This window comes from Pseudoalteromonas sp. 2CM28B, assembly GCF_023161935.1.
Map to the genome: position 1 here is coordinate 23,827 of NZ_JALNTH010000006.1, position 24,849 is coordinate 48,675.

The window sequence follows — 24,849 nt, forward strand, 5'->3', positions numbered from 1 at the left end:
ATTAAGTGATCAATTTTGAGGCTGGAAAAACGTGTTGATGGCTAGGTAAAAAGCTCGCTATTTAGTTGTTCCAAATAAGAATTTTTTAAAACAGGCAACGACACGGTTAGCACCGCAAAATGATTAAGTATTATTGCGCACTGGTATTATATAACCAATGCGCACCATATGTATGAATGCGGATGGGTATCAATAAAAGGATAACAATGAAAGCTTTAACTTGTGCTGTAATATTACTCGCCGCTATATCGTTTAGCACATTTAGCCAAGACGTAACCGCCATCCCCTTACCTGAAGAATTCATAACCACCATGGATGTAACTGGCGAATACCCGCTGGTTAGAACAGGGTATTTAGCTGCTTCTATTGATGCTATTTCTAAATTTTATCAGCAGGCCCTTGGTGACCCCATTAACAGCAAAGGCGATAATAACTACCGCACCCTTTACTATAACTACCAAAACCATGCTGTTCGCATCAGTTTATACCATCATAATTATGTTACCGAAGTCAGTATAATGATTGAATAAACACAGTAAAAAGCGGCTAATTTTCATGCTTAGTTCAGACTCAATTTTTATTTACTTTTAAATAACCACTTTGTAGAGAAAAACAGCGTTTTACCCTTTAAAAACGAATGCCTACCCCAAGGTCTATTTGTACTAAATACCTTTACACTAAATTGAGAAGGAATTAATTATGAGTAAGACCCTAATTATTGGCGCTAGCGGAAAAATTGGTAAAATGGCAACCAAGTTGCTTTTAAACAATGAGCAAAATGTATCTGCATTAGTGCGTGATAAAAGTAAGTTAGATGATTTAGATAGTCCATTTTTAACCATTGTGGAGCAAGATCTCGAAGAAGATTTTTCTGGTGCGTTAAAAGATTGCGATCAAGTTATTTTTGCTGCTGGCTCTGGCGGAAGTACAGGCACAGACAAAACCGTGCTTATTGATTTATGGGCAGCCACCAAAGCAGCAACGTATGCTAAAGAACATGGCGTAAAGCATTTTATTATGATTAGCTCTATTGGCGCTGACGATCCAGACTCAATAGAAAGTGACTTAAAACCTTACTTAGTTGCCAAACATATGGCCGATGAGCACCTTATCAACAGTGGCTTAAACTACACCATAGTGCGCCCAGGTGGGCTGACCGATGAAAGCGCCTCAATGAAAGTAACCACCGAGCGTCCAAACGATCGTTCTAAAGCTAAAATTAGCCGCGAAAACGTTGCCAATGCCCTATTACATATTGCTACTAACGCATTTAATGGCAACCGCGTTTTTGAACTATTTGACGGCGAAACGCCCATTAAAGCAGCTGTAAAATAAACACTCTGGTTGCCCTTTGTAAACCCCCTTGCAAAGGGCAACGTATTTAAATGCTAAATCGCACGCGCCCTCCCTTGCTTCACTATATTTATTAAATGTAAACAACACGTTTAAATCGCTTTATAAAAGCCTACACACCGCGTTCCTAATAAAACAACATGAAAAACAAGCACTTCCACTAAAATCACCACAAAACAATGCGTTAAAAACTCAACAGAGCAAATTTTGTTCAGGCTTTTTTACTAGTTTAATAAGGCTAAATACTAGAAACCCCTTATTTTATCTGGTAAATTAACAGCGTGTTAAAACAATAATAAAAATTCCTCAATGGAAGTTGCACGAATAAGGACATAGCGTGAGCGCCTCATTTAAAATTATTTTTAATGGTCAGTTACACCAAAATGCTGACATTAGTACCGTACAAGAGCAACTCTGTCAGTTTTTAAAAATTCCTCATAATGTCGCTGTAAAATTATTTGATGGCCGAGCCTACGCACTCGTCAAAGACCTATCAAGTATTGATGCAGTTAAAACAGAATCTAAACTAAAAAGTTTTGGTTTAATCACCAAAGTAGAACCGCACGCAAGTGTAAGGGCACCCCAAAGAGCCGCGGGTACCAAACTGGTTGTTGCTCACAATGAGCCTGCAGTAAAAAACACAGCTAATACAATAGCAAGCATTAAAAAGGCCGGCGTAAATAGCCCTGCCACCCTGCCCAAACTTGCACTGCAAAGTGCGTTATTTTTTTGCTATAGCCTATTATTCATCTGCCTTATCTGCTCAGCAGTAATAAGCTTTAACACACTTAAAATGAGTATGATAGACAGCTCATCAGCTTCGCCCTCAACAACATTAAATTACGTTCATTATAAGCAGTACTTAGCAAATCAAAAAAAGCACCCAGAAGTCACCTTACCTAACACCCACAACACAGATGAGCTTAATCAAGGGGCGCAGCAAAAAGTTGATAGCTATTTTGCTCGTTTTTCAACGCATATAAACAGTTACGCAAAAATTCTAAAGCAACCAAATATAAACAGCATGGGCGCAGAAAGGTTAAAGCAGCACCTACAAGAAATAGATGCGCTAGGCACTGAACATGTATTTTGGGAGCAATTAATTAACCTTGCTAAATCGCTTAATAACGACGCCCATGTAATGAGCAAGCTTGGTAATGATAACCCTGATAAAATTCAATGGATCAACGCCGTTGATTGGATAAGCCAAAGCTACATTAGGCAACAACAAAATAAGCCTGACGCTTTACCCGTCACGCCTACAAACACACAACTCGCCAAGTCACCGATATTAGATTTAACTCTACTAATTAGCTTAATGTCGTTTTTAACGCTTATTATTATTAGTATTAAAATGAAAGTAAGGTCGATAAAAATGAAGCTAGCCGCTACAAGCACAGAATAAATTAAAGCCATAAAAAAAACCGCCAATCTGATTGCTCAAATTGGCGGTTTTTTATGGTTTTTAAGTAACGAACTTAAATACCTGTATTGGTGGAGCTGGGGGATTTGAACCCCCGTCCGAAAAGCCTCGATTATTACTGTTACTTAGTAAAAACAACAACTTAATTTAAAATCAGTAACTTATTAGCTGCCCTCGTCTCATACAATCTTGTAAAATCTATCTGTATTGGGCATCATGTGGACATAAAAGCTTATAAATATAAAAAGTTATAGGGAAATTCCATGAATGTTTTTGACATCGATCCTAACACACAGTACTGGGTCGTAAGAGCTGGCGCTAAAGCCATTTCATATAACCAATTTCTTTCTTCTGGATGTGTTGCACTAGGACATATTGATAATGTAGATTTTGAATCGGAAGGTGTTATAACTAAAGATGATCTTGAATTTTTAGAGAAAAAAATAAATGCTTTAAATTCAAAGAAAGAGCTTCCTGAAGATACTCCACAAATGTCAGCTCGACTCGGTCAAATTCGTCATTTTATTAATGACTTTAATGTTGGAGATACTGTATTCACCTTATCTAAGAGTGAAATAGCTATTGGTACTATAATCTCTGACGCATTTATTGACTCTACCCCGCTATTTTCTTTAAATGGCAAAGGAGAAAAAGTTGAATCCAAACAAGCTTTAATCCTAAGAAGAAAGGTTAAATGGGAAAAAAGAAAGTTAAGAATTACTTTACCTTCACCTATAAGCAAGAGCCTAGGTGCTCAAAAAACTGTTTTCTCACTAGAGGTTCATCAGGAACTTTTAAAGCATTGGCTTTATGGTATTTATATTGAAGGTAATGAACTGCATTTCACAACTGAAATTAATCAAACGAGTGATATAGCTCAATTTCATCTTAGTGAATTTCAAAGAATAATTCAAAAATTAGAACTATTTTCTTTAATCGAAGACTTAGATGAAAGAACTTTAGACCCTGATGTTATTGATGAGATGTACTACCGCTATGGTGGACAAAATATATTTACCCTTTCTAATAAAAGTATTTTTACTTCACCTGGTCATTCTTGGGGCAAAATATTTGGTGAACGAGCTACACTAATATTATTTGCCGCTTTAATGGCTGGATGTATGGGTGAATCAGTTAATCCGTTAGACAGTTCAGATAAAGAAATATTGCGAAACAAGCAACTTGAATTAACTGAGGCCATATCATACATAAATTCAACAACAACACTTGAATCTCATAAATCACATTTAGAAGCTGCGATCAGTAAACCAAATAAAGATAGATTTACATTAGACAAAGCCGAAGTATCGAACCCTATATCGAGGGCAAAAGTATCACCTATAGTTGATAATGATTCAGCTCTTGGCAATGAAAATAGTGTATCTTCAACTGAAATTGATGACCGATATGAAGATTTTCCAGAAATATCTCAAAATGGTGATACTGGTGTTTAATCATGACAAAGCAAGATGGCATATACTCAATAATTAATATTTTACCAACTAGCTTACTAATTCTCATTGTAGGCGTATTTATATTATTTATTTTTTCTTATATTTTCTTCCATAAACGTAGAGATATTAGTACAACTAAACCTTCTGACTTTTCAACTATATTTCATAACTTTATTAGTGCTTTAGCTATAATTATTGGTGGACTGTGGGTTATAGCTAGTTTTAATTTGGCTAAGCAAGTAGAAACCGCTAATCAAAACCTTGATCTTAAAAAGAAGGAAATAGAAGAAAAGCAACTTTTAATTGATAACACTGAAGCATCGATAATTAGCATTGATCATAAAGTGATTGATTATCACTCTCCTGAATCACCGAATACAAAGGGGTTGATTATTGAAGTTAAAATTAAAAATAGCGGTAAATCCAGACTAACTTTCAACTTAGATAAGAATCCACTTACTGTTTATAATATTGAAGCAAAAGACCATATGCTACTTAAAAAGAGGGCTCTCAACCCTATTGTTTATTCAACGATAGGTTCTAAAAGCGATGGAGAAAAATCCCGCCCACTTTCTAAGTTTATTTCTTTAAAGTCATCTGAACGTATTCTCAGTTACTTTGTAACTGTTGATAAAGATGAACTTTACTACATAACTTTTAAGAGTCAGTTAGATTCAACAGAAAGTGCTGAAAAGATATGTGGTCAAGAGGATTGCAGTTGGTTTGTTTCTAAGTATGTGTTTATAGAATAAGCCTATAATCAAAAGCTTAGTATTTTATGGCTTGGTCTACTAACTTAAATTTGACCGAAATATATTACTCAAATGATTTTTGGGCCTAACTTTATTGCATCCTCTAAATGACTGGGTGCAAAGTGCGCGTAAACCATGGTTTGCTCAATCTTTGCATGACCAAATATCTGCTGTAAGACTAAAATATTGCCCCCGTTCATCATAAAATGACTTGCGAAAGTATGCCTTAAAACATGGCTGCACTGTCCTTTTGGTAAGTTAATATCAGTTTTATTCACCGCCCTTTCAAACGCCTTTCGACAATCTGCAAATAGTGGCCCTGACTTTTTAGGGATCTCATTAAACAGTTTTTCACTAATTGGTACAGTTCGGTTCTTTTTACCCTTGGTATTAATGAAGGTAATGCGGTAGCTATCGCCTGATTTAATAACCTGAGAACCTTTTAAATTACATGCTTCACTTATCCTACCACCAGTAGCTAAACAAATTTTAGACACGATTAAAATATGTGGGTTAGTAGAGAGTTTTAGTTCATTAAGTAGAGTAATTATTTCGTCTCCCATCAAAAATGAAAGCTCTGTTTGCTGTAGTTTGAATGGCTTAATTTCAGCCAGAGGGTTAGGGTATTTTAACTCCCCTACTTCAATTAACTAATAGGGGGGGAGCGGAATTTAAGAAAAACACATTAAGAAACTGTTTTTAAAAGTTATTTATCTTTTTAAGCATTTAAAATTATGGCAAGTAGTCTTTCCAATTTAAATATCATTGAGAGCAGGTTTAGACCAATGTTAATCCATGCTTTCATGGTGACAAATCGCAGTTTCGTAAACTATTTTGAAGTAAAGCCTGCAATATTGAGGTTTTAAATAACTGATGTGGGCACTAAGTGGACAGGAATTATAAAAACAAAAAAGCCAGTTAGAGCAACTTACTCTAACTGGCTGTTTTATAACACTTTAAAGTGGTGGAGCTGGGGGGATTTGAACCCCCGTCCGAAAAGCCTCGACCGTCGGTACTACATGTTTAGTATTGTCATTTAATTAACCTTTAAATCCCGGACAAACACGGTAGATAAAGGCGAGGCCGCTTAGTTTTAACGCTTCAACCCCGGCCAGGGTTTCCGTCGCGATCAGGTGTTAGGGTGACACTCCAAAATCCAGTCCACAAGAATACATGGAAGGAGCGCTAGCCAGCCTAAGCTGCTAGAGAGTAGTTATCGTCGTTTGCGATTACTTTAAATTGCGGCTTTTTTACGAGGCAAACCGCACCTCGACATGCACCTCAGGCTTCTTGAATTCCGTCGAATCCTAATCAGCCCCTGAAATATGAATTTCTTTCAGTGAGGGCAGTATAACTGAGTAAACGACTGATACTCAAGGGGTGTGACACTTTTATTTTAGCTAACTGAATCAACTGAACAGTAAACAAGCACAAGTTTGTAAAAAAGCAAACAAATACTGAACATTTACTTAACATACCGGTCAAGTTGTGCTCAAATAAGGAGTTAAATTTTACACTAGCTATAAGGCTTTAGTAGTAAAAGTAATAATCATAATAACAGGCATATTACGTAGGGAATTTATAAATGTCGGTTTTTTTATTTAATGAACAAACGGGTGAGCTGGCGTTATCTGCACACCCTATTGATAATGGATTTCCGGTGACGAGTGCTCAACTTATTGAGCTACTTGAACAGTCGGATTATTGCGAGTTTGAAGTACTCTCTGGCAATATTGGTAAATTATTTTCACCGAGTAAAAATTATCAGCAAGAATCATTAGTAATTGCCAAAGCCACGGACGCGAGCATTGTTATTAACGTTGATGAAAAAAACATGGTTGCAGAGGCAACGCTTACCACGGCCAAAGGCGGCGCATTACTCTCAATGGAGGCAGCTCAAGCAGCTTTAGTTAAAGCCGGTGTAAAAAAAGGCATTAGCCCTCGCGCACTTGATACGTTTTTAGGTCAGCAGTTTTCTCACCCTGCAGGTACATCATACAGCGCTATTGTGGCTCATGGCCGAAACCCTAAAGAAGGTAGTGATGCGAGGTTTGTTCGCCTTTGCTCTACAGCGCAAGACCGCGTACTTAGCCCCCAAGCAAAAGAAGGTGGCAAGGTCGATATGAAAGACCTTGGCGCGATTATTACGGTAAAGCCCGGCACCCCTTTAATGCAGCGAGTAGCAGCTACTCCAGGTGAAGATGGCTATACGGTTTTTGGCGATATGATCAAGGCAACGCCTGGTAAAGAACATCAATTACAGCCCTTTGAAGGCACAAAAATAGACCCTAATAACCCAAACATGCTCATTGCCGATTGTAAAGGTGTCCCTGTGGCCTTACCTAGAGGCATGCGGGTTGACGATGTTTTGTGTTTTCATAATGTAGATGTAAGTACAGGCCACGTTGATTTTGATGGCAGTGTAATTATCTCTGGTGATGTAAAAGATGGTATGCGGGTTAAAGCCAATGGCGATATTACTGTATTAGGGTTTGTAGAATCAGGCACGATTGAAAGCCAAAGCGCGGTAACTATTATGCTCGGCGCTATTGGCCGTAAGCGTGAAAATGAAGAAGCATTTACGTGTGAAATTTCAGCCCAGCGTACTATTTCTATTGGCTATGCCCAGTACTGTAATATTAAAAGTGCGCAAGATTTATTTATAGAACGCCAAGCATTACATTGTAATTTAAGTGCAAGGCGCTTAATACGTGTTGGTAAAGCAGGTAACCCTCGCGGCAAAATAATTGGGGGGAATATTCTTGATGCTATGCGTATAGAAACAGGTGAGCTAGGTGCGCCGGCAGGGACTAAGACCCGTGTGTTTTTAGCTCAAAACTGGCATGAACTGCGCTCAAAGCAGTCTCAAATAATTGATTTTGAAAAAGTGTTAGCAAGTAAAACATCTGCACTTAAACAAGCTAAAGAAAAAGCGATAAAAATTCCAGTTGCTGCTCAACGCCAACAGCTACTAGATAAAATTGCCGCTAATGAGCAGCATATAAAAACTCGCGCTATGCACGTACAACGTCAAAAAAGATTGGTGAAGCAAAAAATTTCTCAGCTATTGGCAACTAGCCGACTTAAAATTAACGAAATAATGCACCCAGGTGTGGAGCTTAAAATAGCAAAAGACACAAAACAGTTTTCGCGTATTTACCCACCCCACTTAGTAAAGCTTTCTGAGGGAAAAATCACTCAGTCGTTTTAGTATCCTCTTCGGTGTTTTCAGTTTCTTGGGCGTCACTTTCGGGTAGTGGCGCTAATGGCCAGCCCCCTAGCTCTTGCCAACGATTTACTATTAAACAATATAGTTCTGCTGTGCGTTCTGTATCGTAAAGTGCCGAGTGTGCTTGGCTGTTATCAAACTCAATCCCCGCGGCTCTACATGCTTTAGCTAGTACCGTTTGGCCTAAAGCTAACCCTGCAAGCGAGGTTGTGTCGAAACTCACAAATGGATGAAATGGCGTACGCTTAATATTGTTACGCTCAATGGCTGCATTTAAAAAGCCATGATCAAAGGCGGCATTGTGTGCCACTACAACTGAGCGTTGACACCCAGCAGCTTTTTGCGCTTTACGTACTGCTTTACAAATTTCTTTAATTGCTTCGTCTTCTGGTACAGCGCCGCGCAACGGGCTAAACGGGTCTATGCCGTTAAATTCAATTGCGGCTTGTTCAATATTAGCGCCTTCAAAAGGCTCTACATGAAAATGAACGGTATGATCTATGCTGAGTAACCCTTCGTCATCCATTTTTAAAATTGATACGGCAATTTCAAGTAAGGCGTCGGTTTCTTTATTAAAGCCGGCGGTTTCTACATCGATAACAACAGGAAAAAAGCCGCGAAAGCGTTGTGCGAAAAGTGTTTGCTCAGTATTTGCCATAGTCTTCTTGGTTTATGAGGATAAGCTCACTATTATGTCAAAATTGGGGGCTACTCGGCTAGGGCTTTATAAATTATTTAATTAATATATTGTAGGCATGCTATTTGCTTTTAAATAACTGCTAATTGTATTGGCTGTTATTAATTCCCATCGCATTAAATTACGGATACTAGTATGGCGCCTAGAAAATAGCGCAATAACAAGGCGAAAATTATTTATAGCTTTGTTTTACATCAGTAAGTTTAACGCAGTGAGCGGGCTATTTAATACGATACGAAGATTATGTTTTTAATTAAGTTGGTATAGAGCCCTACTTTAGCCGTACGCCAAAATATTGGCTTAGTAGATTAACCGGAGCGTTTTATGAAGTGTAAGTTGTTTTTTATTAGCGTAAGCCTTGGCACCGCCTTGATGAGTTATTCATCGCAAGCTGCTATGCGCCAATACAGCGCAAATCAAGATAACTCCAATTGGGAAGTTATAAAAACAACGCGCTTACAGTGTCAATTAAACCACGAAGTGCCCTACTACGGTGAGGCCATATTTAAGGCATCGGCCAGTAAAAACAAAAACCTAACTTTTAATCTAGATATGGTTGTGCGCCCCGACAATTACGATATAGCCGGTTTAAAGGCGGTGCCACCAGCATGGCGTTCAGGCCTGCCCGCGCGTGATATAACCACGATGAAGTTGCTTAAAAAGTTTGATGGTGAGCTTGGTAATAAAACCGCATGGGAAATGCTAACTGAACTTGAAAAAGGGTTTCATCCTACCTTTTACTACCAGGACTGGCAAAATAGTGCCGACAAAATTGCCGTTGGTATTTCAAGCGTTAATTTTAAGCAAGCCTATTGGGCGTTTTTGCAGTGCCGCGATGAACTTTTACCATACAGCTTTGAAGATATTTCATTTACTGTAATGAACTACCAATCAAATAGCAGTAAGCTCACTAAAGAGTCGCAAAAGCGCTTAGATAAAATTGCTGAGTATTTAAAAAATGATACCAGTATTGAGTCTATAAGTATTGATTCGTATACCGATAGCTACGGTGGCCGTTGGAATAACTTAGATTTATCGCGTAAGCGTGCTAAAGCTATAAAAGATTATATGGTCAGCTTAGGGGTTGATGAGGGCAAAGTAGAAACCACAGGCCTAGGTGAAAAACGTTTTGTTGATACTAACGAAAATATTTTAGGGCGAAATAAAAACCGTCGTTTAATTATTCAAATAGCAAAAATGTAACCGCCCTAAACTGCTAGCTACCGCTGCGCCGCTTTATGAGCTTATCGCCAAACTGAAAAAACGTTAGGCTCAAAAATATAATTATGGCTCCTATAATAAGCTCCTGACTCAAAGGCTCGTTATTAAGTAATGCGCCTAGCGCTAATGCAAAACTTGGTGTAATTAAACTACTTAAGGCTACAGTACTGGCGTTTAACTTTTGTAATACATGAAAATACGCTAAAGCCCCTACAATCGAGCCAAAAATACCTAAATACGCAATACTCCATAACGAGCGAGCACTCCAATAATCCATACTTATTTGCCCATCTACCAGCCACCACAACAGTCCAAATAAAGGAGTAACAAAAACCAGCGCTCCAAAAGTGGTTGCCATCGGGTGAATAGCAATTTTTACACGTTTGATCATCACCCCACTGAGACTAAATAAAGTAACGGCCAATAACACATACATCAGCCCTATGCCCTGAGTTTGTGAGGTTTGTAGCTGGTTATAACTTACAAAATAAAGGCCTATTAATGCACAGCTCAGCGCTATTAATTTAATAGGGCTAAATTTAGGCTCATTAAGTAACCTTTGTGCTAAAAAGCCAGAGAGAATAGGCGCAAGGCCAAACACTAATGAAATAATACCTGAAGGTACTGTGGTAGCAGCCATGTAACTTAATGACATACCGCCAAAAATACCCAAACTGGAGTATGCATATAACGTGCACGCGTTTTTGCTCCAAGGTACACGAATATTGGCTATAGCAACAATTAACCCAGCAACAAATAAGCCTATAACCATGCGCATTAAAACGGCGAGCGTTGGTGCTACAGTTTCACTGCTCCATACAATACCTAAAGGCGTAGTACACCAAATAATGACAAGTAGTAAATAAGATAATTTAACTGGCACACGCCATTCCTTTGCACTGAGGAGGTAGAAACCCTATTAAAGTAAATTATACGCGCGAAAGTAATACGCAGTACATATATAAACGTCTAAATACAGCTGTAAATTCATAGTTACATTATTATTTACCGGCATTTATTACAAAACTATTTATGTTTTAAGTAACTAGTTATATCTTGAGTGCCTCTCACACATTTTAGGATAGTTAAGTGCTTAAAAATAAAACAATAGGCAGCATGTTAATTGTTGCAGGCACCACCATAGGCGCAGGTATGCTGGCATTGCCAATTGCCTCTGCAGGACTTGGGTTTAATACCGCGCTTGCACTGATAATAGCCAGTTGGTTACTGATGACCTACACCGCTTTATTAATGCTAGAGCTCCACCAATACGCCCCTAGAGATGCAACGTTAAACACCTTAGCAAAGCGCTGGTTAGGAAAACGCGGCCAGTACGTTGCTAACTTTTCGATGATATTTTTGTTTTACGCCCTGTGCGCAGCCTATATAGCCGGGGGTGGCGCGCAGTTGCAGTCGCGTATTAGTAGTGATTTGAGCATAAACATAGCGCCCCAAATTGCCTCTATTGTTTTGGCCATTGTAATAGGTAGCGTGGTTACTTTAGGCACCAGTAAAGTAGATAAACTTAACCGCGTGTTATTTACGATTAAAATTTTAGTACTAGGCAGCTTGTTTTATATGCTTACACCCTATGTACAAGGTAAGCACTTACTTGAAATGCCCGTTGAGCAAGGGCTGATTTTATCTGCCTTACCCGTTATTTTTACCTCATTTGGTTTTCATGGCTCTATTCCGTCAATTGTTAAGTATGTGGGGCTAGAAACAAAAGTTTTGCGTAAGGTAATGATTGCAGGGGCTGCTTTACCTTTAGTGATTTATATTTTTTGGCAACTGCTTAGCCAAGGGATTATGCAGCAAAGTGATTTACTCAATAGTAATGGCTTAACAGGCTTTGTAGAGAGTGTGGCAAATATTGCGCATAATCCGCAGGTAACAAGCGCTGTTACACTGTTTGCCGACTTAGCATTGGCCACCTCTTTTTTAGGTGTTAGCTTAGGGTTATTTGATTTTTTTGCTGATGCATTTAATAAAGGCGACACCAAATCAGAAAGAATAAAAACCGCACTAATTACTTTTATTCCCCCTTTAGGGTTTGCGTTATTTTACCCTCAGGGATTTATAATGGCGCTAGGCTATGCAGCCATCGCCCTTGTGGTATTAGCAATATTTTTACCGGTTTCTATGGTGTATAAGCAGCGTAAATCGGGCCCTCAAACGGGATACCAAGTGCGAAGTGGTAATATGGGTTTAGCGGTGGCAGGGCTGTGCGGCGTTGTAATTATTGTCGCCCAATTTATGCAAATGTTGGGATTAGTACCCGCTATTGGTTAATAACAAAACTAACCCCTTTAGCTTAAAGGGGTTAGTTAAAAATGTTAAAATACCCGAGACTCACCACGGCCTGTAGCCTGAGAAGCTGCTTGTAACTCACCGTCTTTATTTACAATAACCTGCAAATCGCCAAAACGGCGCTCATTCAGTGTGTAGCCCATTTTTATAAGTTCAGCTTGAGTGTTTTCACTGAGCCCTGCGTGTGTTCTGATCACGTTTTTAGGCCATAACTGATGATGAAACCGCGTGCTATTAACAATATCGTTGGCGCCCATGTTAAATTCAACCGCATTTAAAATAGATTGATACACCGAGCTAATAATTGTTGTGCCCCCAGGCGAGCCTGTGACCATTTTAACGCTGTTGTTTTTGAGCAGTATGGTTGGCGACATTGAGCTAAGCATACGCTTTTGAGGCTGAATTTCATTGGCTTTACCGCCGAGCGCACCAAAGGCGTTCATTACCCCAGGTTTAGCGCTAAAGTCGTCCATTTCGTCATTTAATATAAAGCCTGCACCTTCAACCACAACGCCACTACCAAAGCTTAAATTAATCGTTGTGGTATTGGCCACTGCATTCCCCATTTTATCAATAATAGAAAAATGCGTGGTTTGTTCACTTTCTTTGAGGCCTGGTTTTATGTTTTCGGTGGTTGAAATAGCTGTTAAAGAAATATCTTTACTGCGCGCTTTTAGGTAATCAATATGAGTAAGCTCAGTCACTGGTACATCAAAAAAGTCCGGATCGCCCAAGTACTCTGCTCTATCGGCAAACACACGTTTACCTATTTCAGCAAGTAAATGTACATATTGAGTAGAGTTATGTACCAGCCCCATTTCGCTTTTTTTAAGCTCAAACATTTTTAGCCACTGCAAAATAGCTATTCCGCCAGAGCTTGGTGGTGGAGAGGTTAATACTTCATAACCGTTCCAGTTAGCTTTAATCGGCGTGCGCGACACAGCCGTGTAATTAGCCAAATCAGTTTCGTTAATAATGCCACCGTTCTGGTGCATAAAGTTGGCAATAATACGGGCCGTTTCGCCTTTATAAAACCCGTCTTGGCCGTTATCTCTTATGCGTTTTAAAGTAGCGGCTAGCTCAGGCTGTTTAAAAACCTGATTTGCTTTTATATCTGCAAAATAGTGTTTAAAATTTACATTTATATTTTGTTTGTCTAACTGAGCAATGTATTGTGCGACCCCTTGAGCCAATTTGGGCGGCACTTTAAAGCCTTGCTCTGCTAAGGTAACCGCAGGCTGTACTAATGTTTGCCATTTTAATGTGCCGTGTTTTTGATACGCCAGCCACATACCGGCTACGCTCCCTGGTACACCACTTGCGTGAATACCATAAATTGACTTGTTTTTAATTACATCGCCCTTGGCATCTAAATACATATCTCTGTGCGCTGCTTGGGGAGCGGTTTCGCGATAGTCTATAAAGTCGCCTTTTCCCTCTTTTTGTATAAGCATAAAGCCTCCCCCGCCAATATTTCCGGCTTCGGGAAGGGTTACCGCTAATACAAATTGCGCAGCAATAGCCGCATCAACGGCATTTCCACCTTGCTCTAAAATAGCTTGTGCTGTATCTGCACTAAACGAGTCAGGCATTGCGACAGCGCTTTTAGTAACTTGCTCTGCCTGCACGCTAAATATACAAAATTGTGCAATCAACACACTCTTAACAATGAGCCGGCTTGGTCGAAAGAATAACCCCATAAAACATCCTTACTTTATTATTTGAATCTCGCTTGGCTCATTTATGCATACCATAGAATGTTAGGTCAATGTTTATACAAGTAATTTTTTGTATGCTATAACGCCTTTGCGTATAAAACGGCATCCAAATCGCCTTGTTCATCAGTGTGTATATAGTTTTTGACCCAGGTAAACCCCAGCTTTTGCATGACGCTAATTGAGGCTTTATTATCGGCCAGTGCCATTGCTGATAGTGTTTTTATCTCTGGCTGCATTTTTAAGGCGTTACATAATGCACTAGCCGCTTCCGTTGCATAACCCTGTCCCCAACTAGATTGCTTAAAGCGCCACCCTATTTCAATATTTGTAAAATCGGGAGTTTGAGTAAAAAAGTGCATAGGCCTAATCAGCACCCACCCTATAAAAGAGTCCTCTTTTTTAAGGGTGATTTTCCACAGCCCCCAGCCTTTGTTTGCATTTTTATAGGCAAGCATTCTGGGGATCCCTATTTCTTTAATTTGTTTTAATGTCGAAGGCGTTCCTCGGTTTATGTATTTCATTACCGCGGGGTCTTGATCTAGTTCATGCAGCAGCGGCCAATCGTGTTCATTCATTAATTTGAAATTTAAGCGTGTTGTTACAGGTGTGTTCATCTTCGCTGTTCTATTATTAAGTGGAATTAATTATTTGTCTCTAAGGAGAGATAGCACATGAACAAATTAGCAGGTTTAGCTTTATTAGGCACTTTAATTACACTAACGGGCTGTGAAGATGCTCAGGAAGTACAAGAAGATGCAAAAGATAAAAGCGCGCAAATGCAAGAGCAGCTTGGTGACACATGGAACGATGTAAAAGATAAAGCCACAGAGCTTAAAAATGATGAGTCATTAAATGAGTTGCTTGAACAAAGTAAAGCAATGGGCTTAGACATGTACGACGATGGCAAAGAGATTGCCGTTGATGCATGGATAAAAAGCAAAGAAGCCGCGGGTGAATTAACCGAAAAAACGAAGCAAAAAGCGCAAGAAATCGCTGAAGAAATTGAAGAAGCACGTGAAGAACACGCTGAAAAACAGTAATATTATTGATATTAATTCATTTAATTAAGTAATTTGCTTTGAGGTAAAAACATCGTTTAGTAAAAATTGCTACTTAGGTGTGCTTAACAAGCATTTTTAACGCACTTAGCGTGGGGCTTAGCCCCTTAAAATACTTAATTATTATTGATGATTGGTATTAAATAGTATTTACAAAAAAAGGCTGCAAATAACATTATTTGCAGCCTTTTTATTTATGCGCTTATTACTATAATTAAATCGCTTCTTCGTCTTCTTCTGCGGTGCGTATACGAACTACACGCTCAACATCTGTGACAAATATTTTACCATCACCAATTTTGCCTGTTTGCGCTGTTTTTACTATTACTTCTATAGCGCGTTCAACATCTTCATCGGTTAGCACAATATCAAGTTTTACCTTAGGTAAAAAATCCACCATGTACTCAGCGCCACGGTAAAGTTCTGTGTGACCTTTTTGACGACCAAAACCTTTTACTTCACTTACAGTCATACCCGTAATACCTACATCTGATAGGGCTTCGCGTACGTCGTCTAACTTAAACGGTTTGATGATTGCTTCTATTTTTTTCATGCTCACTACTTATTAAAGCTTTAGTTGCCTCGATTTTAGACAATCATCGAGTTCATAGCAAACAAAGCAATTGAATTCGATGATAAAACAACCAAGCGTGGTATAATTATTTATAAGTCTGAATTATAAATCATTCTCAACTAGCTATAATAACAAATGTAGTAGGTATAAATAATATGAAAAAATTCCAAACTGGTTTAACTTTATTAGAGCTCATGGTGGCAGTAGCCATAGTCGGTATTATCGCCTCTATAGCTCTTTGGGACAGTAGCGATATGCTTGAGGAAAACCGCGCTGAGAATTTCTTGCTTGAACTAAAGCGCAATATTAGCTTTGCTCGCTCACAAGCCGCCAGCACAGATGAAATTGTTGTTGTGTGCCCTACTGGCCAAGGTAAAATTAAAAACAGCAAAGACACTTTCAACTGCAACAAAAAGTGGGACGAGAATAAAATTATTGTTGTATTTATCGATGTAGATAACGATGGGCACTATAACGGCGCTTCCGATACACTGCTTAGAGTCATGGAAGAAATATCAGATAACGACAAGTTAACCTTTACAGGAAATGAGCGTCGCTTGCGTTTTAATACTAGTGGACGAATTACCACAAACCCAGGTGACTTTATTTTTTGCCCCAATGGTGGCACTGAAAATAATAAAGCGCTTACTTTATTGCTATCAGGTACTGCTTTTTATGCCGGTGACAGCGCACTTAAGTGCGTATAAAAAACATACAATTTAAGTTGTCATATTTTTATCATTTACTACACTGAGCTAATACATTTTTTGACTCAGGGCTTCAGGGATGAGGTTATCTACCCAAACTCAGGCTGGCTATACGCTTTTAGAATTAATGGCATCTATTGCTATTGTGAGCATTGTTAGCCAAATTTCTCTATCGGTTTTTCCTGACTTTTTAGCGAAAAACCGAGCCGACAATCATGTTAGTTTGCTGCACAGAAACATTAATTATGGCCGCCTTTACGCCATTGAAAATGGCACTTATGTTACTTTGTGTGCTTTAAAAGATAATCAATGCACTAAAGATGAGTGGGATGGGCAAATGTCGCTGTTTATTGATAACGACAAGTCTACGTCATTAGACACCGACGACTTATTAATAAGCACATTTGAAAAAATCCATGATGCAGATTCTATGCAATACCCCCGAAGTGCAATTACCTTTCGGCCCGATGGCTCTTTAAATGGTTTTCAAAATGGAACATTTATATATTGCCCAAATAAAGATAAAGCCAACCTTGAGGGGCTGGCTTTATCTGTCAGTCAAACAGGCCGTATACGAATTAAATCAACCGACAAATGTCAGAGCGACTAGTTAACCCGATTAAGTTAACGTCCCCAGCAATACTCAACATCTGAATTACCTTTACTGCCTTTTGCGCCTTTATAGCCTGTGTCAGTAATTGTAATTTGCGTGCAGTCACCGTCGCCTTTTACAGCACCCGCAATAGGTTTTGCAGTAATTGTAAACGTATTATCGTTATCATCCACATCAATCGACAGCTCAAAATAGCCGTTTTCTGTGGTCTCTTGTATACCTAAGTCTGAGAATGTCTCTGTGTACTCACGATTATCTACGAAGTACTGCTCTTGTTTGTTTGCAGCGTCTAAAAGCGCAGCTGCGGCCTCGGCCCGAGAAGAGCGTTTAACATACTCAGTATAATTAGGCAGTGCTATTGAGGCTAAAATACCTACAATAGCTACGGCTATCATTAACTCTATCAACGTGAATCCGCGTGCTTGTTTATTCATTAATATTCCTTAATCATCAATTTCATCATTTTCTTCACGTTTATAAATATAGGTTTGTTGGGTTTTAAAGCCAAACCCTACACTATCATCGTCATTCACTAATTGTACGCTACCATCTACAACCGTTAAGCCTGGGCCCATTATTTCTACTGGCTTCATTGGGTTTTGTGCATCTTCGCCTTTTATTCCCGGCCCAATTAGGTAAAACTGGCTTTCTTCGGTCACTTCAATGGTTGGGTTATCATCACAAAAGCCGTCGCCATTTCCATCGGCACAAGAGGGGCCTTCACCAAAGTACAATTGTGGTGTATCAGGTACATCATAGCTAGTGGTAAACTTTAAGTCGTCATATACCTTGGTGCCATAATGTAAATGGAACGCATACAACGAGCCGCCACCGCCACTTAACGAACATTGGTTCTCTGTAGAGGTTTCTGATGATGGAGTAAAGCTTGTATAGTAAGCGACACCGCCCACCACTGTGGCTGCTGCTAAAGATTTTTCGCCGGTGCCTAACTCATAGCGCCAGCCTTTAAATTTAGCTAAATCGACTTCTAAATCAACAAACTCATCTACATCATCAAGTGCATTACCAAACGGATCGCTGTTCATTAGCATTAAATCTGCTGGTTTAATCGCTGTAGGGGCGCTAGTGAATGACTGAGTTACTGTATTTTCATCTCTTATCATAAACAGCTGATCGTCTTCATTTGTACCTGTTGGTTTTGAGCGATTTCCGCTGCCTATTACAATAGCGTCATACGGCGTATCTAAACGTGTAATCACTGTTTCACCATTAATCGTTGTTTCACTTACTTTGCTATAAAGTGTACGTGCCACCAACGGCTGGTAAAAAAAGCGACGGTCTTGGCTTGCTAAACTGCTACCAAGCTCTGCAAGTTTAAAGTGCGTAAAATTACTGGTGCTTGTGCCTGACATGTCTATACGCCAAATATCGCCCCCGGTATCGGCAGCATAAATTCTGTCAATGTAACCATCGTAATCTGAATCAAGCGTAGAAACATTTGCTGCAATCGAGTGCTTGCCTTTAAATCCATTTTCGTTTGGCGTTAAAGCCCACACTTTTTTACCTGTTTCAGCTTCTACTATATAAATACCGCGACCAACCGAGTCTTCACTTCTTACCACGGCATCTTTATTTGTATCGTACCCTGCTCCAAAGACGAGTAATGGCTTATCACCAAATGCTTTTATGTACGCTATTTGGGGTTTTGACCACGTTTGAGCTAGCTCTTTAAAATCGCCAGTACCGCCTTCTATAGGGTTATCCCATAGTTTTTTAGGCTGATCGGGGTTAGTAATATCAAAGGCGTAATAGTTTTTTCCACCACGGCGCATACCTGCAAATGCCCACACGTCGTCACCATCGCTTGCATCAACAATACCATCGTTAATGCCTTCGTCATTTAAGCTTTTATCACTAAAGTAAACACTGATTGGGCCGTCCATCCCGTAGAGTTTACCGGTGTCTTCATTGCGTAAAGGCTGAATAATATCGTAAAGATCAGAGGGAATGAACGCCCAGCTTTCGGTCACTTGGTTATTGGTATCATCGTCTTTAAACATATGTAAAAAGCCGGCATTAGTACCAATCAATATGCGTATGTCGTCATTGCCATAGTCGATTGCCACTGGCTTAGAATGTAAAGGGTCGCCAAAAATATCGCTGCGTTGATCGGTGTTTGAGCCATCGTTGTCTTCATCGTCAACATCTATCCCCATTGCCCATTTTATATCTGAACTAGCTAGGCTAATCGGGTTATTGGTGACTAAATCTAAAATATCGCTCACAATATTAGTAGTAAACTCAACTATATCGCCTTGCTTATCTGTATAGAGGTTGCGTCTTTCTTCAGCTGGAGTCCCCGTGAGTGTAGCTAAATGATAGTTTACACCCCCTTGTGCAACTAAGTTACCATCGGCAGACTGGCCATCTGGCAACCAAAACGTTTTAGCATCGGTGTCGATTAAACCATCAGAATCAAGCGCAATGTTATCTGCAGAGTCAACTATTTCGCTGCCTGATACTTTTAATTTTTTTAAATTCCCACCCCATCGGGTGTTTGTTTCTGGGTAAAACATGGCAAAGTAAATGGCATCACGGCTACGTGTTTGGTCTACGTTGTTACTTGCTACCGAAGGCGAAGAGAAGCTATCGTTTACTTCACGAATGCGAGAAATAGCGCTATTTAGCGAGTTAGAAAGCTCATCGGGTGTACTCGCTGGTAAGTTTTCACCGCCACCTAATAAAGCTGTTTGCCGCAACAACTCTTGCCCTTCGTCACTCATGCCTGACCCAAAACCTATGGTGTATATGCGGCCTGTTTCATGAATATCAGGTGTTGATGGATACAAATCAACTGTCGTATTACTGGTGCCATGAATTATTTTAGCTAATTGATGCAAATAATTATTATAAACGTAGTCCCCCTCGACCAAAGGTTGCCCAAAATAATTATTGTGTATTGCGCTTATTGAAGCATCACTGCCATTATCGCTATTTTCGTTAATGTAACGTCTTCCCCAACGATCATATACATATCGGGGTGAAGGGTCTCCATCCGTCATGTAAATTATATTTACTGAATTATCACAACGTTTTGCCTCTGCATTTGAGTCAGCGAAAGGGGAAATATAGTTATAACTATATGTATTTTCCCACTCGTTCCAACATCTCCATCTATTACATTTACGAACACGCTCTCTTCCAGTTAATACTTCGTTTTCGATTGAGGTGTCTCTATCTGATTGATCTATTGGCTCCGCATACTCTAAACCGCCACCTGTAATATACAGATATGCTTCCCACAGAGTCTCGGCTAATGGCGTACCCCCATTAGCAGGAAGCCTGTCGATTGATGAAGTAATATCCGAGTGCGGGCTTCCTATGCCTTCAACCACATAGCCACCAGCTGTTCCTACAAAACGCATTAAGCCGAAATCGATCCCTTCATTGTCATTCACTACTTTTTTCATTGCAGTCTTTGCAGCAGCAAGACGGCTATCTGGGCAAGGAATATACAGGTTACTACTTTCATTGAAACCACAACTAAGACCTGTGTTAGATGAAAACGCCATACTGCCTGAGGTATCAAATATAAGTAAAACCCTTGGCTTTTCTTCCACATCTACATCGTGGTTTACATAAAGCTCTATATCTTCAGCAACTACTGAGCCGCTCAGTGCGAGACCAAGTAAAGAGACCAATGGCTTATTAAGATTAAATTTCATTTTAAATCCCCTTACTTATACTGGCCATTTCTTGAGCTACACCTGTTACAATTGTAAGTTCGTGCTTTGCTTTAGAGCCATATTGAATAGTGGTAGAAACTTGCAACATATTACACGATATACCCGCAGTAAAATTAAATCGACGTGGGCATTCTAAATCAAGCGCCCCCTGATTTAGGTTTATCATTTTGCTTTGCATATCGTCGTGCGTGGCTATTACCATCCCTTCATCATCTGCGCCTGCATGAGTTGATACTTCATCTGGCGTTAAAAAAAACTGATTAGCAGCACCTTTGCTTGCCTCATCAGAAATCATTCGCTGTACTTCTCCAATAAGCTCATTTTCAGCGACTTCTCGCTCTTGAGCTGCATTGGTAATTTTTATATCTACACTACTGCTGCTCATTAATGTAACGGCAATTCCCGTTACAGCAATGACCATAATAAGAGCTGTAATAAGCACTACACCTTGTTGTTTATTTGCGTGTTTACTTAGATACGCCATAAATTTGCTCCCACGTTATTTAAACGAATGGTGGTGGTAAATACTGTTCTTCTGTAAGTATCGGTAAAAGTGAGCTCTCGGGAGTCTTCATCTTCACCTAAAATATATGTTTGATTTTTTATTTTAAGACCCGGATCTGGTTGCAATGCTCTAACTAATAAAAAAACCTGCACTGTTAGAATACTTTTGCGGTTTTCCCAGTCAGAGTGCTGCATGTCCTCAATGCTTCGATACGAATCAACACGGCTATCACTGTCTGTATCTAAACCAAATACAAAGCGCATGTTTTCAACGCCCTCCATTATGGTTTCGGCCTTCATGCTGGCACCATTTAAGCGTTTACGCATTAATGCAGGTACTGTAAGGCTTTTATTATTTACTGTATAAGTTTGCTCTGCGAGGTAATAAACATGATGGCTATAAGGCCACACCGTGGCATTAACATTTAAACTCCCCGAATCTACAGCGCCTCGAGCAAACTCAGCGCTTTCTTGCTCAGCTATAAAATAGTTTTCATCCGCTTGTGTTTCATTAGTGGTGCTATTTACGGTGAGCTGCTCACCTTGTAAAAACTTGATTTGTAAAATGTCAGTCCCTGCAATTGGCTTACTTATACAATTAAGCTCGCTTGTTGAACTGGCTTCTTTTGCATAAATAGTCCTGAAATTGCTTGAAGATGCTAAATCCGGAAAGCTGCCGTTATTAAGCCCTTCAAAACAATCACCACTGGGGGTAGGTAACGTTTGTGTGTTTGCTGCAGTAAACGAATCATCATAATAAGTTCCCCAAAAGCCCACCTGCTCAATATCACGCTGCATAATATTAATGGCTAAGCGGCCTGACTCTTGTAACTCGCCTATTGTCATTGTGTCTTTTGTGGTTACTTTCATACCAATATAGGTAAACATCACTCCACCTAAAATGAGCCCACCAATAAATAATGAAATCATCATTTCTATTAGTGTAAAACCTTTTTCTCTCATGTTAGCTCCTTAGGTATATATAGCTATTTAATGCAACCAAACGGCGTTTCTTATCGTCAGTACCGCATTTTAGCGCTTTGGTTTCATAATTGGCATTAAACTCTTGGCGGCCTTGCCAAGACACTATTACTTCAATATTAAACCCACGCCCACCCGTACCTGCTGCAGCCGTAGGGTTTATACATACAGTGGCATCATCGAGAGAGCCGGTGTTTTCGCGTGCACGAATGGCGCGTTTCCATTGCTGTAAATCAAGGGCTGCAACTTGCGCTGCAGTGCATGACCCACTAAAACAAGCCGTAGAGGTAGACGTTGATGTTTTACTGGTAAAAGTTTGCTTATATAAAGCAACTAGCTGTGCGGTATCATTTGCTCTAATGCGCTGAATAATATCATTACCTAACGCCACCGCGGCTGCGCGCTGCATAGAGTCAAAGCTTGCCTGCTTAGCTTTTGCTTGCAGTGCAACAGCGCCTAGTAAGCCAAAGCTTAAAATAATAAACGCAATCAGCACTTCAATTAAGGTAAAGCCTTTTTGAGGTTTTTTGTGAGGTGAATGCATAGTAAAAACCAAATAAATTTTATCTGACTATAAGTTTATGCATTGAAAATGTAGATGCAATATATACTAGGACAAGCGGCTAAATTTGTTGATAAACGGTTAACAGCATCAAACCAATTGAGCTTTGAGGATTAAAGTTACTCTATCTAGAAGCGATTTAATTCCAGCGCAATGCTGCTAATTTAGTGGGCTCGATAACGGTCTCTGCCTTACTTAAAAAGCCAAGCAACCTACTACAAATTCAACCTAAAATATAACAGGCTCTAACTTAGTGCATTTTTTACTGTTTTTAGCTCTCGCCTACTTACGCTTAATTGCTCCTTACATCCGGCTAGTTCTACGTTATGTACACCAGGGCTTTGAGTATGCATGGCAACAAGCTTTTGTTTGTTTATGAGCGTGTTTCTGTGAATACGTAATAATTGCGTTGGGAAGCGTTGCTCAAGTTGTTTTAAGCTTTGTTCAATTAGGGCCTCGCCCTCTTTAAATACCATATTGGTGTATTTTTCTTGGGCATTAAAGTAATACACTTGATCAAGTTCAATACTTTTTATTGTGCCACCAAGCTGATAACTAATTTTTGTAGATTGCTGCTTTTGCATATGCGCTTTATTTAAACGCCCTGCTTGCGCTAACACTTTATTTAATGCCTGTTCAGTAACGGGTTTTACTAAGTATCCTGCGGCACTGAGCTGTAGAGCATCAAGTGCATGCTCGGGGTAAGCCGTTACAAATACTATTGCCGGTGGCACGCTCAGCGTATTGAGTTGCTGCGCTACCTCTAGGCCATTAATACCCGGCATATCTATGTCTAAAAAAACCAAATCGGGATGAACCTGCTTGATAATGGCAAGCCCCTGCGCGCCGTTATCACCTTCGCCTTTAACTAAAATATGCTCGTTGTGCTGCAGTAGCCGCTTTATTCTAGCGCGAGCTAGCGGTTCATCATCAATAATTACAACATTCATTGGGGGCTCTCAAACTGCTTAGGGATCACCACTTTTACTCTAAATACATCCTCTTTTTGTGTGATCGTTAGTTGGGCTTTTTCTTTGTAATATATAAACAATCGCTGGCGAATATTTTCAAGTGCCATGCCATTATTTGGTCTTTTTAGCGCCTCATTATGAGTGATCGGGTTAGAAACAATCAATGTTAAATACCCTGTTGTGACGTGTAGCTCTACACTAATAACGGCCCCTGTTTCACTGGGCTCTACCCCATGGCATACCGCATTTTCTATTAACGGCTGAAGGGTTAAGCACGGAATACTAATATCTGGTAAATCAGCAGGCACTTGCCAATTTAGCTTTAAACGACTGCCAAAGCGCCAAGTTTCCAGCGCAACATATTGTTTTGATAAGGTCAGCTCATCTTCGAGAGAAACGCGCTGCCCCGAGCGCATAGCCGCTTGCGACAACGCCGCAAGCGCAAGTATTGCTTGCTCTGCAGCATCGGCATCATGATGTGTTAGCTCGGCGGCGGTATTAAGGCTATTGTACAAAAAATGAGGGCGAATTCTGGCTTGCAAAGCATCAAGCTCCGCGCGCGAAAGCGCTTTTGTTTGCTGCTCTTTTTCAAAATAAATCAGTAAAAACTGTACAAATAAAGCCGTGATCAAAAAAACAATTAAGCAGTTTCGTAATACAAAATAAATACTCGTTTCATTATTTGTAATATCTAAAAAGTAGCGGGCACACAGCACACTAAATAAAGCGGTGCTGACTAAAAAGGAAATAAAAAAAGCAAAAAGTTGGGTGGTTTGCGGCTTTTTTTGTAAAACACCCCGAAAAGAGTATAAAGCAGAAATGCTGACCAAAACGGTCATATGAGAAAATAAACTAATTACGCCAAGGCTTTGCCAGCTATCCCCTTCAACAAAAGGAGCAAACGCTAAGATAGTAGCAACAACTTGGGTAACAATAAGCGTGGCAAGTACCCCGCGCTCATTAAAAAGAGCCGAAAAAAGCAATGTTTCACCTTGCGGCAACTTGCTCATAACGG

Annotated in this window: 24 protein-coding genes and 1 other RNA gene; 11 read left to right on the plus strand and 14 right to left on the minus strand. The window is 39.7% G+C overall.

Annotated features, from left to right (window positions below; genetic code table 11):
• The first annotated feature begins 206 nt into the window (after positions 1–206).
• The 5 genes from MTN96_RS10405 to MTN96_RS10425 all read left to right on the plus strand — a co-directional run bounded on the left by MTN96_RS10405 (position 207) and on the right by MTN96_RS10425 (position 4,982).
• Entirely contained in the window at positions 207–530 is a 324-nt protein-coding gene (locus MTN96_RS10405) for a hypothetical protein (RefSeq protein ID WP_054983049.1), read from the plus strand.
• Between the two features lie 169 nt (positions 531–699).
• A complete protein-coding gene (locus MTN96_RS10410) occupies positions 700–1,335 on the plus strand; it encodes an NAD(P)-binding oxidoreductase (protein ID WP_248531497.1) in 636 nt (211 codons plus the stop codon).
• A gap of 355 nt (positions 1,336–1,690) precedes the next feature.
• A complete protein-coding gene (locus MTN96_RS10415) occupies positions 1,691–2,758 on the plus strand; it encodes a hypothetical protein (protein ID WP_248531498.1) in 1,068 nt (355 codons plus the stop codon).
• Positions 2,759–3,039: 281 nt separating this feature from the next.
• Entirely contained in the window at positions 3,040–4,230 is a 1,191-nt protein-coding gene (locus MTN96_RS10420) for a hypothetical protein (RefSeq protein WP_248531499.1), read from the plus strand.
• A 2-nt stretch (positions 4,231–4,232) separates the two neighbouring features.
• Entirely contained in the window at positions 4,233–4,982 is a 750-nt protein-coding gene (locus tag MTN96_RS10425) for a hypothetical protein (protein WP_248531500.1), read from the plus strand.
• A gap of 68 nt (positions 4,983–5,050) precedes the next feature.
• Here MTN96_RS10425 and MTN96_RS10430 read toward each other — a convergent pair whose 3' ends face one another.
• Positions 5,051–5,545 (minus strand): tyrosine-type recombinase/integrase, encoded by a 495-nt coding sequence (locus tag MTN96_RS10430; RefSeq protein ID WP_248531501.1) that lies wholly within the window; start codon positions 5,543–5,545, stop codon positions 5,051–5,053.
• Positions 5,546–5,944: 399 nt separating this feature from the next.
• Positions 5,945–6,301, minus strand: a transfer-messenger RNA (tmRNA) gene (gene ssrA / locus MTN96_RS10435).
• Positions 6,302–6,567: 266 nt separating this feature from the next.
• Here ssrA and MTN96_RS10440 point away from each other — a divergent pair.
• Complete coding sequence (locus tag MTN96_RS10440; RefSeq protein WP_054983045.1) at positions 6,568–8,193, plus strand: DUF342 domain-containing protein; 1,626 nt, start codon at positions 6,568–6,570, stop codon at positions 8,191–8,193.
• On the opposite strand, the gene rnt is transcribed toward MTN96_RS10440, so the two are convergent.
• Positions 8,177–8,869 (minus strand): ribonuclease T, encoded by a 693-nt coding sequence (gene rnt / locus MTN96_RS10445; protein WP_029774102.1) that lies wholly within the window; start codon positions 8,867–8,869, stop codon positions 8,177–8,179. The two genes, MTN96_RS10440 and rnt, sit on opposite strands and share 17 nt — an antisense overlap.
• 363 nt (positions 8,870–9,232) lie before the next feature.
• Between rnt and MTN96_RS10450 the strand changes: the two genes are divergently transcribed.
• On the plus strand, positions 9,233–10,111 hold the full coding sequence (locus MTN96_RS10450; protein WP_054983043.1) for an OmpA family protein: 879 nt from the start codon (positions 9,233–9,235) through the stop codon (positions 10,109–10,111).
• A gap of 13 nt (positions 10,112–10,124) precedes the next feature.
• Here MTN96_RS10450 and MTN96_RS10455 read toward each other — a convergent pair whose 3' ends face one another.
• On the minus strand, positions 10,125–11,012 hold the full coding sequence (locus MTN96_RS10455; protein ID WP_248450601.1) for a DMT family transporter: 888 nt from the start codon (positions 11,010–11,012) through the stop codon (positions 10,125–10,127).
• Between the two features lie 206 nt (positions 11,013–11,218).
• On the opposite strand from MTN96_RS10455, the gene MTN96_RS10460 reads away from it, so the two are divergent.
• On the plus strand, positions 11,219–12,421 hold the full coding sequence (locus tag MTN96_RS10460; protein WP_096041392.1) for an aromatic amino acid transport family protein: 1,203 nt from the start codon (positions 11,219–11,221) through the stop codon (positions 12,419–12,421).
• A 44-nt stretch (positions 12,422–12,465) separates the two neighbouring features.
• Here the strand turns inward: MTN96_RS10460 and ggt are convergent, their stop codons facing one another.
• Together ggt and MTN96_RS10470 are read right to left on the minus strand one after the other, a co-directional pair.
• Positions 12,466–14,139 carry a gamma-glutamyltransferase gene (gene ggt, locus MTN96_RS10465; protein ID WP_248531502.1) on the minus strand — a complete coding sequence of 558 codons (1,674 nt, stop codon included), beginning with the start codon at positions 14,137–14,139 and terminating at the stop codon, positions 12,466–12,468.
• A gap of 95 nt (positions 14,140–14,234) precedes the next feature.
• Positions 14,235–14,771, minus strand: a complete 537-nt coding sequence (locus MTN96_RS10470) for a GNAT family N-acetyltransferase (protein WP_096739291.1) — start codon at positions 14,769–14,771, stop codon at positions 14,235–14,237.
• Positions 14,772–14,828: 57 nt separating this feature from the next.
• Here MTN96_RS10470 and MTN96_RS10475 point away from each other — a divergent pair, with 57 nt between their 5' ends.
• On the plus strand, positions 14,829–15,197 hold the full coding sequence (locus tag MTN96_RS10475) for a hypothetical protein (RefSeq protein WP_024032265.1): 369 nt from the start codon (positions 14,829–14,831) through the stop codon (positions 15,195–15,197).
• A gap of 232 nt (positions 15,198–15,429) precedes the next feature.
• Here the strand turns inward: MTN96_RS10475 and MTN96_RS10480 are convergent, their stop codons facing one another.
• Positions 15,430–15,768 carry a P-II family nitrogen regulator gene (locus MTN96_RS10480; protein ID WP_004588371.1) on the minus strand — a complete coding sequence of 113 codons (339 nt, stop codon included), beginning with the start codon at positions 15,766–15,768 and terminating at the stop codon, positions 15,430–15,432.
• 176 nt (positions 15,769–15,944) lie between these two features.
• Here MTN96_RS10480 and MTN96_RS10485 point away from each other — a divergent pair, with 176 nt between their 5' ends.
• On the plus strand, positions 15,945–16,496 hold the full coding sequence (locus MTN96_RS10485) for a GspH/FimT family pseudopilin (RefSeq protein WP_096041390.1): 552 nt from the start codon (positions 15,945–15,947) through the stop codon (positions 16,494–16,496).
• 79 nt (positions 16,497–16,575) lie between these two features.
• Positions 16,576–17,106, plus strand: a complete 531-nt coding sequence (locus MTN96_RS10490; protein WP_096041389.1) for a GspH/FimT family pseudopilin — start codon at positions 16,576–16,578, stop codon at positions 17,104–17,106.
• A 14-nt stretch (positions 17,107–17,120) separates the two neighbouring features.
• Here MTN96_RS10490 and MTN96_RS10495 read toward each other — a convergent pair whose 3' ends face one another.
• The 7 genes from MTN96_RS10495 to MTN96_RS10525 all read right to left on the minus strand — a co-directional run bounded on the left by MTN96_RS10495 (position 17,121) and on the right by MTN96_RS10525 (position 24,844).
• Positions 17,121–17,543 (minus strand): type IV pilin protein, encoded by a 423-nt coding sequence (locus MTN96_RS10495; RefSeq protein WP_248531503.1) that lies wholly within the window; start codon positions 17,541–17,543, stop codon positions 17,121–17,123.
• Between the two features lie 9 nt (positions 17,544–17,552).
• The gene (locus tag MTN96_RS10500; RefSeq protein WP_248531512.1) at positions 17,553–20,795 is read right to left on the minus strand and encodes a PilC/PilY family type IV pilus protein; all 3,243 of its coding nucleotides are present in this window, start codon (positions 20,793–20,795) and stop codon (positions 17,553–17,555) included.
• Position 20,796: 1 nt separating this feature from the next.
• Complete coding sequence (locus MTN96_RS10505; RefSeq protein WP_004588366.1) at positions 20,797–21,300, minus strand: hypothetical protein; 504 nt, start codon at positions 21,298–21,300, stop codon at positions 20,797–20,799.
• Positions 21,288–22,283 carry a PilW family protein gene (locus MTN96_RS10510; protein WP_248531514.1) on the minus strand — a complete coding sequence of 332 codons (996 nt, stop codon included), beginning with the start codon at positions 22,281–22,283 and terminating at the stop codon, positions 21,288–21,290. Before MTN96_RS10510 ends, MTN96_RS10505 begins: the two co-directional genes overlap by 13 nt.
• A 1-nt stretch (position 22,284) precedes the next feature.
• Positions 22,285–22,845 (minus strand): type IV pilus modification protein PilV, encoded by a 561-nt coding sequence (gene pilV, locus MTN96_RS10515; protein WP_248531516.1) that lies wholly within the window; start codon positions 22,843–22,845, stop codon positions 22,285–22,287.
• A 263-nt stretch (positions 22,846–23,108) separates the two neighbouring features.
• On the minus strand, positions 23,109–23,813 hold the full coding sequence (locus MTN96_RS10520) for a LytTR family DNA-binding domain-containing protein (RefSeq protein ID WP_248531518.1): 705 nt from the start codon (positions 23,811–23,813) through the stop codon (positions 23,109–23,111).
• Positions 23,810–24,844: a sensor histidine kinase gene (locus MTN96_RS10525; RefSeq protein WP_248531519.1), complete on the minus strand. Its 1,035-nt coding sequence runs from the start codon at positions 24,842–24,844 to the stop codon at positions 23,810–23,812. Before MTN96_RS10525 ends, MTN96_RS10520 begins: the two co-directional genes overlap by 4 nt.
• Positions 24,845–24,849: the final 5 nt, after the last annotated feature.

Excerpts from the sequence above, each read along its gene's own strand:
- MTN96_RS10405 (WP_054983049.1), top strand. The coding sequence starts at position 207 with ATGAAAGCTTTAACTTGTGCTGTAATATTACTCGCCGCTATATCGTTT.
- MTN96_RS10410 (WP_248531497.1), top strand. The coding sequence starts at position 700 with ATGAGTAAGACCCTAATTATTGGCGCTAGCGGAAAAATTGGTAAAATG.
- MTN96_RS10420 (WP_248531499.1), top strand. The coding sequence starts at position 3,040 with ATGAATGTTTTTGACATCGATCCTAACACACAGTACTGGGTCGTAAGA.
- MTN96_RS10425 (WP_248531500.1), top strand. The coding sequence starts at position 4,233 with ATGACAAAGCAAGATGGCATATACTCAATAATTAATATTTTACCAACT.
- MTN96_RS10430 (WP_248531501.1), bottom strand. The coding sequence starts at position 5,545 with ATGGGAGACGAAATAATTACTCTACTTAATGAACTAAAACTCTCTACT.
- MTN96_RS10440 (WP_054983045.1), top strand. The coding sequence starts at position 6,568 with ATGTCGGTTTTTTTATTTAATGAACAAACGGGTGAGCTGGCGTTATCT.
- rnt (WP_029774102.1), bottom strand. The coding sequence starts at position 8,869 with ATGGCAAATACTGAGCAAACACTTTTCGCACAACGCTTTCGCGGCTTT.
- MTN96_RS10450 (WP_054983043.1), top strand. The coding sequence starts at position 9,233 with ATGAAGTGTAAGTTGTTTTTTATTAGCGTAAGCCTTGGCACCGCCTTG.
- ggt (WP_248531502.1), bottom strand. The coding sequence starts at position 14,139 with ATGGGGTTATTCTTTCGACCAAGCCGGCTCATTGTTAAGAGTGTGTTG.
- MTN96_RS10470 (WP_096739291.1), bottom strand. The coding sequence starts at position 14,771 with ATGAACACACCTGTAACAACACGCTTAAATTTCAAATTAATGAATGAA.
- MTN96_RS10475 (WP_024032265.1), top strand. The coding sequence starts at position 14,829 with ATGAACAAATTAGCAGGTTTAGCTTTATTAGGCACTTTAATTACACTA.
- MTN96_RS10480 (WP_004588371.1), bottom strand. The coding sequence starts at position 15,768 with ATGAAAAAAATAGAAGCAATCATCAAACCGTTTAAGTTAGACGACGTA.
- MTN96_RS10485 (WP_096041390.1), top strand. The coding sequence starts at position 15,945 with ATGAAAAAATTCCAAACTGGTTTAACTTTATTAGAGCTCATGGTGGCA.
- MTN96_RS10490 (WP_096041389.1), top strand. The coding sequence starts at position 16,576 with ATGAGGTTATCTACCCAAACTCAGGCTGGCTATACGCTTTTAGAATTA.
- MTN96_RS10495 (WP_248531503.1), bottom strand. The coding sequence starts at position 17,543 with ATGAATAAACAAGCACGCGGATTCACGTTGATAGAGTTAATGATAGCC.
- MTN96_RS10500 (WP_248531512.1), bottom strand. The coding sequence starts at position 20,795 with ATGAAATTTAATCTTAATAAGCCATTGGTCTCTTTACTTGGTCTCGCA.
- MTN96_RS10505 (WP_004588366.1), bottom strand. The coding sequence starts at position 21,300 with ATGGCGTATCTAAGTAAACACGCAAATAAACAACAAGGTGTAGTGCTT.
- MTN96_RS10510 (WP_248531514.1), bottom strand. The coding sequence starts at position 22,283 with ATGAGAGAAAAAGGTTTTACACTAATAGAAATGATGATTTCATTATTT.
- pilV (WP_248531516.1), bottom strand. The coding sequence starts at position 22,845 with ATGCATTCACCTCACAAAAAACCTCAAAAAGGCTTTACCTTAATTGAA.
- MTN96_RS10520 (WP_248531518.1), bottom strand. The coding sequence starts at position 23,813 with ATGAATGTTGTAATTATTGATGATGAACCGCTAGCTCGCGCTAGAATA.
- MTN96_RS10525 (WP_248531519.1), bottom strand. The coding sequence starts at position 24,844 with ATGAGCAAGTTGCCGCAAGGTGAAACATTGCTTTTTTCGGCTCTTTTT.